At 61.9% G+C, this 6,227-nt stretch carries 7 protein-coding genes; all 7 read left to right on the plus strand.

Features of this window, described 5'->3' with window-relative positions:
* Positions 1 to 43: 43 nt before the first annotated feature.
* The 7 genes from VEK15_07230 to VEK15_07260 all read left to right on the plus strand — a co-directional run bounded on the left by VEK15_07230 (position 44) and on the right by VEK15_07260 (position 6,174).
* A complete protein-coding gene (locus VEK15_07230; GenBank protein HXV60467.1) occupies positions 44 to 508 on the plus strand; it encodes a thioesterase family protein in 465 nt (154 codons plus the stop codon).
* Positions 505 to 1,869, plus strand: a complete 1,365-nt coding sequence (locus tag VEK15_07235) for a protein kinase (protein ID HXV60468.1) — start codon at positions 505 to 507, stop codon at positions 1,867 to 1,869. Before VEK15_07230 ends, VEK15_07235 begins: the two co-directional genes overlap by 4 nt.
* A gap of 268 nt (positions 1,870 to 2,137) precedes the next feature.
* Complete coding sequence (locus tag VEK15_07240) at positions 2,138 to 2,464, plus strand: DUF4258 domain-containing protein (GenBank protein ID HXV60469.1); 327 nt, start codon at positions 2,138 to 2,140, stop codon at positions 2,462 to 2,464.
* Positions 2,461 to 2,682: a YgiT-type zinc finger protein gene (locus tag VEK15_07245; protein ID HXV60470.1), complete on the plus strand. Its 222-nt coding sequence runs from the start codon at positions 2,461 to 2,463 to the stop codon at positions 2,680 to 2,682. The genes VEK15_07240 and VEK15_07245 overlap by 4 nt, the downstream gene beginning before the upstream one ends.
* Before the next feature lie 301 nt (positions 2,683 to 2,983).
* On the plus strand, positions 2,984 to 5,446 hold the full coding sequence (locus tag VEK15_07250; protein ID HXV60471.1) for an ABC transporter permease: 2,463 nt from the start codon (positions 2,984 to 2,986) through the stop codon (positions 5,444 to 5,446).
* Positions 5,447 to 5,510: 64 nt separating this feature from the next.
* Positions 5,511 to 5,756 carry a CopG family transcriptional regulator gene (locus VEK15_07255; protein HXV60472.1) on the plus strand — a complete coding sequence of 82 codons (246 nt, stop codon included), beginning with the start codon at positions 5,511 to 5,513 and terminating at the stop codon, positions 5,754 to 5,756.
* 112 nt (positions 5,757 to 5,868) lie between these two features.
* On the plus strand, positions 5,869 to 6,174 hold the full coding sequence (locus VEK15_07260; protein HXV60473.1) for a VapC toxin family PIN domain ribonuclease: 306 nt from the start codon (positions 5,869 to 5,871) through the stop codon (positions 6,172 to 6,174).
* Positions 6,175 to 6,227: the final 53 nt, after the last annotated feature.

Raw genomic sequence — 6,227 nt, forward strand, 5'->3', positions numbered from 1 at the left:
TCGCTTTCTACCACTTCTCGAGCTCCGATAGAATCGTCGCGCGATGCTGTTGCTCGAAGGCCGTGTCGAGCGCGACTGGGTCGACTACAACGGCCACTTGAACGTGGCTTACTACCACATGGCATTCGACCGCGCGACCGACGTTTTTCTTCAGAGGATCGGCCTAGGACCGGAGTACGTCGAGAGTCATGCGGGGTCGATGTTCGCCCTCGAGGATCACCTCGTCTACCTGCGCGAGCTGCGCGAAGGGGAGCCGTTCCGTATCATGCTCCAGCTCCTCGACTGGGATTCGAAGCGGCTACACTACTTTCAGCGACTCTTTCATCGGGAGAAGGACTTCCTCTCCGCGACCTGCGAGCACCTTTCGATCTTCGTCGACATGAAAACCCGCCGCTCGGCACAGCTCCCCGCCTCGACACGCTCGATTCTGGAAGATCTCTTCGAAGAGCACCGGCGCCTGGAAAAGCCCGAGCAGGCGGGACGCGTCATGGGGATCCGGCGAGCATGAGCGAAGCACCCTTTTTCTGCTTTGGCTGCAATCAACGCTTCCTCGGCGAGCGTCATTGTCCGGAGTGCGGTCAGGAGCTAGGGGATATGGCGACCGTTCCCTCGATCGATGCACGTGCCGCGGAGGCTCGGGAGGTGCTCAGGCTTCGGCCGGAGGCCGACAATGATCCTCTGGTGGATGCTGTGATCGCCGACTACCGGATCGACGCTTTCGTGGGGCGGGGCGGGATGGCTCGCGTGTACCGGGCCTTTCATCGCACCCTCGAGCGAACCTGCGCCCTCAAGATACTGAGCGATCGGCAATGCGTCGAGCAGTTTTTTTTCGAGGCCCGAGCGGCGGCGTCCCTCGTCCATCCCAACATCGTCACCGTCCACAACATCGGAGAGGATCGCGGTCATCATTTCATCGAGTTGGAGTACGTCGACGGAGCCTCGCTGCGCGACCTCGTCGTGCGTGGCGGTCATCTCGACCCCTCTCGAGCCACCGCGAGGATGACCGAGAGCGTCTCGGGCCTGGCCGAGGCTCACCGACAAGGTATCGTCCACCGCGACCTGAAGCCCGGCAACGTGCTGGCTCCCACCCAGGGTGGCGCGAAGTTGGCCGATTTCGGTCTCGCCAAGCGACTTCTCGGTCCCGCTCTCGATCGCGTCGATCTGTCAGGAACTCCTCACTTCATGGCGCCCGAGCTCTTCGATGGAGAGCCCGCAGGGCCTCGAAGCGACGTCTACGCCGCCGGGGTGAGCTACTTCTATCTCCTGACGGGTGAGCTTCCTTTCGGTGCGAGCTCGCTTCCCGAGGTCGTGCAAAACCATAGAAGCGGTGCGATTCCCGACGCGCGGCGCAAGGCTCTCGACGTCCCCGACGCCGCTCAAGCCATCGTGGAACTGTGTCTGGCCAAACGACCAGAGGAGCGCTATGCGGAAGGTTCTGTTCTCCTGCGAGAGCTGCGGTCACTTCTAGGCCGGCTCCGAGACTTCGGTGAAGTTGTGAAAGAGGCACTGAAGGGCATCCCGGGCCAGCTCGACCGCCTCGGTTCGAATCGGTTCCGCGTCGAGGTCCTACTGGATTCGGGTCGCTCCCAGCAGGTCGTCATCGAAAGGACGCCGGACGATCTCGTTCGAATCATGAGCCCCTGCGCCCGAGTGCACCGCTCGTACCTCCGCCGGGCACTCGAGCTCAATGCCGGGATCTCCCACGGCGCCATCTGCATTCGAGAGCTCGATGGAGCCCCATTCTTCGTGATGTCCAACGTGTACCCCTGGCCGAGCTGCGATCCGGAAGAGATCCGGGCGAGCGTGCTCGAGATTGCGCGACGAGCCGACGCGATCGAGAGTCGGCTCACCCGCTCCGACCGCCATTGAAATCACGTCGCCAATGACAGCCGGAACCCGGTCGCCGAGCGGATCGGGGCGGGAGGTATGGGCGTGGTGTATCGGTCCCTCGACACGAAGCTCGGGCGTGACGTCGCCTTGAAGTGCTGCCTTCCGCCTTCGCCCGAAATGCTGAGCGGGTGGCGCGCTTCAAGAGAGAGGCGCGCCTTCATGTTGGATGAGGAGCTTTCCGATGGCTTGATCAGGGACGTAAAATGGAGCTCGAGCCGAAACGAAAATCAGGCTGGAGCCTGCGCGCGTGCGGAAGATACCCGAGGACCCCGTCGAGTTCATCCGGCGGTGCGTTGTCGATCGAAAGGTCTACTGGACGTATCATGTCAATATGCGCCTCGCAGGAAGGTACTTGGCGAGAAACGAGATACTGGATGCTGTCGAAAGCTACGAAATCGTCGAGTCCTATCCAGAGGACAAGTACTTGCCGAGCTATCTTGTTCTCGGTGCATCGAGTTTCCACGTCTTGTTCGCGGTCGATGTAGAGGGCGACAATGTTCGTGTTGTCACCGCATATCGTCCCGATCCGGACGAATGGGAGCCGGATCTGAAGACGAGGAGTGTCGAGAAATGAAATGCCGTACCTGTGGAAGCCAATTGGAGCCAACGACCACGGACCTCCCATTCAAAGTCACGGAACGCACGATTGTAATCGTCAAGCAGATACCGGTGGCCCAATGTCCTCGGTGCAGCGAGTATTTGATAGAGGATTCCGTCTTCGCAAGAGTGGAAGAGCTGCTATCGAGAGCCGATCCGTCGGCCGAGCTCGAGATCATTCGGTTTGCCGCCTGATATCGCGCTTCCAGAGATTGATCTCCGAGTGTTCGAGAGGGGCTGCATTTCTGCCTGCCCCCCGAAATCGAGCATCGCATGGGATCGCATCGTCGCGGGCTCGCTGATCAACTGACTCCGGAACGACGAGGACGTCGTCGGCCTGAACGTGCTTTGTCGATTTCTCGGAGTCATCCTTACGGAGGAGAGCCGCGGCCGCTTCCGCAAGTTTGGGCGCTCGCGAGTATCACATCCACATCGAACAAAAAAAGTGAACCCGGAGCGTTCCCGGGACGTTTAACGCCTCAGAGGAGGAACGGCCGTGGTCCCAGTCCGCAAAGAGCTAGGTCTCATTTGGCGCAAGCTCTCTAGAAGTCCGGGCTTCGGGGTTGTCGCCGTGCTCACGCTCGCGCTCGGCATTGGCGCCAATACCGCCATTTTCAGCATCGTTCACGGAGTGCTCCTCACACCCCTGCCGTTCCCCGAGCCCGAGCGTCTCTACGGCATGTGGCATCGTGCACCCGGCGCGGGCTTCCCCCAGATCGAGCAGAGCAACACGACCTACACCGTCTACCGCGACCTGGCGGATTCATTCGAGGAAATCGGCCTTTCCGACGGTCCCTATTCGATGAACCTAACCGGGACGGGAGAACCCGTCCGGGTGGACGCGGCCGCCGTGACGGCATCGCTTTTCGAAGTCCTTCGGGTGAGCGCCGGTCTGGGACGAACCTTCGTGGAGGAGGACGATGATCCGGGCGCTCCGCAGGTTGCTCTCCTGAGCCACGCGTTCTGGCAGAGCCGCTACGGAGGGGATCTCGCGATACTCGGCCGATCGCTCCAGCTGAACGGCACCCCTTGGGAAGTCGTCGGGGTCATGCCCGAAGGATTCACCTATCCCGGGGAGACGACTTCCATCTGGATTCCCCACGTCATCGAGCCCGAGGAGCTGGGACAGGTCAACTTCAGCTACGAAGGGCTCGGTCGATTGAAGCCGGACGTCAGCGTCGAAGCCGCGACCGCCGAGATGAACCAGCTCTTGATGCGCATACCGGAAATCTACCCCGGCGAGTTCACGCTGGCGATGATGGAGAGCGCCCAGCTCGCGGCATTCCTCAATCCCCTCATGGAGGACGTCGTCGGCGACGTTTCCCGCGTCCTCTGGGTTCTCCTGGGTACGGTGAGCTTCGTGCTGCTCATCGCCTGTGCCAACGTCGCGAACCTCTTTCTGGTGCGCGCCGAGGCCCGACAGCGAGAGCTCGGGTTGAGGGTGGCGCTCGGGGCGAGCCGCGGTGACCTCTTTCGACATTTCCTCGTGGAGAGCCTCATGCTTGCGGCGCTTTCGGGCGTCGTCGGCCTCGGCATCGCTTTCGGATCCCTCGAAGGTCTGATCGCGATCAGTCCCGAGAGCATTCCCCGTCTCGGCGAGGTAGGGATTCAGCCGGCGGTGTTGTCGTTCAACACCGTGGTATCACTTCTCGCCGGTATCGTTTTCGGTCTCATTCCCGTCATCCGCTATCGGCGGCCCAACGTGACGCGTGCGATCAACGAGGGAAGCTTGCGCACATCGAGCGGCCGCGACACCCATCGCGCGCGCAGCGCGCTCGTGGTGGCTCAGGTTGCGCTGGCGCTCGTGCTCCTCATCGGCTCGGGGCTTATGGCTCGATCGTTCTGGGCTCTCAGGAACGTCGACCCCGGCTTCGACGCCGAGAACCTGCTCACCCTCAGCCTCGCGATCCCGCGACAGGATTATCCAACGCCCCAGGATGCCGCCCGCTTCTATCAATCTTTGATGGACGAGCTCCGTACGCTGCCCGGGGTTTCGAGCGTGGGCGCCGTATCGTCGTTTCCCATGAGCGGCAACCAGTCCAACAACGGCGTGATCTTCGAGGAGTTCCCCGTCCCTCAGGGCGATCTCCCGCCGGTCGTACGTACCAAATGGGCGACTCCCGGCTTTTTCGAGACGCTGCGCATCCCCCTCGTCGAAGGACGATCGTTCGAGCGCCGCGACCACGAGGTGCCGACCGGGGCGGCCATCGTCAGCCGGAGCGTGGCCGAAGCCCATTGGCCGGGGCAGAGTGTCGTCGGAAAACGTCTCACTCCCGGTCTCCCGCGTGAGGGGGCGCGCTGGTACACGATCGTCGGCGTCGTGGACGACGTGCGCGACGATGGCCTCGAGAAAGCCGTGACCCCGGTGATCTACTACCCGGTGGTGGGTTTCGGAGACGAGTACGACGACTGGTCGATTCGCTACATGAGCGTGTCGCTGAGGACTGCTGTGCCGCCCATGTCTCTCGCCTCGTTGGTGCGGGAGACGCTTTGGTCCATCGATCCGCAGCTGCCTATCGTGAGCCTCCGCACGGGAGAGGAGCTGGTCGCCCGTTCGATGGCGAGGACGAGCTATACGATGTTGCTTCTCGCCATCGCGTCCGGGGTGGCGCTGTTCCTCGGCTCCATCGGAATTTACGGCGTCATCTCCTACATCGTGAGTCAGAGGACCCGAGAGATCGGGGTGCGAATCGCCCTGGGTGCGAGCCGGCAGGATGTGAGCCGGATGGTGGTACGCCAAGGTGTCTCCCTGGCCCTTGTCGGCGTGGTTCTCGGCGTCGTGGGCGCGCTATTCGTAACCCGACTCATGGCGGCACTCCTTTACGGTGTCAGCGCTACGGACCTCTCGACCTTCGTCACCGTCTCGTCGTTTCTCGTGGCCCTCGCGACTCTGGCGAGCTACCTCCCGGCTCGGCGAGCCGCGAATATCGAGCCGGTGCGGGCGCTTCACTACGAATGAATCTGGTGAGCCAGCGATCCGTTTTGTTGGTCATGATGTCACACGAGCGCTAACATGATTAAACATGATTCGTACCCAGATCCAGCTTGATGAAGATCAGTACGAGAGGCTCAAAGCACTCGCGACGAGCCGGTCGCAGTCCATCGCCCAGTTGGTCCGGGAGGGGGTGGAGCACTTACTGATCGCCGCCGATCATCGTAGAGTGTGGGAACGCCTCATTGAAGCCGCTGGAAGCTGCCACGACCCGAGCGGTAAGACGGACGTTGCCGTGCGTCACGACGAGTATCTGGCCGAAGTCTACCGGGAGTGAGCTCGGTCTTCGTCGATACATCCGCGATCTACGCTTTCCTGGTTCCCGAGGATGACCGCACAAGGAGGCGAAGGCGCTCGTTGAATCGTTGCGGGCCGCGGAGCCGACCCTGGTGTCCTCCTCCTACGTCCTTCAAGAGACTGTGGCGCTTCTCCAAGCACGGATAGGAGTCCCTGCCGTCAGAATCTTTCAAAAGAGCTTCGCTCCAGCGCTCGACGTCGTATGGATCGACGGGCCGCTTTACCAGCGGGCGATGGCTGCGTTGCTCGCAGCGGGCAAACGCGGGGTGAGTCTCACGGATTGGACGAGTTTCGAAGTGATGCGCGATCGGGGAATCGAACAGACCCTCGCGTTCGACCCTCACTTCGATGAGCAGGGCTTCCGCGTACTCTCGGAGAGCCAGCCCTACCGAGCTTGAGTCTCCACGGGCTCGAGTTACCGTGGAGCTCACCGTACGCCAACGATTAATCG

This window comes from Vicinamibacteria bacterium, from assembly GCA_035620555.1.
Taxonomy (GTDB): domain Bacteria; phylum Acidobacteriota; class Vicinamibacteria; order Marinacidobacterales; family SMYC01; genus DASPGQ01.

Excerpts from the sequence above, each read along its gene's own strand:
- VEK15_07230 (HXV60467.1), top strand. The coding sequence starts at position 44 with ATGCTGTTGCTCGAAGGCCGTGTCGAGCGCGACTGGGTCGACTACAAC.
- VEK15_07235 (HXV60468.1), top strand. The coding sequence starts at position 505 with ATGAGCGAAGCACCCTTTTTCTGCTTTGGCTGCAATCAACGCTTCCTC.
- VEK15_07245 (HXV60470.1), top strand. The coding sequence starts at position 2,461 with ATGAAATGCCGTACCTGTGGAAGCCAATTGGAGCCAACGACCACGGAC.
- VEK15_07255 (HXV60472.1), top strand. The coding sequence starts at position 5,511 with ATGATTCGTACCCAGATCCAGCTTGATGAAGATCAGTACGAGAGGCTC.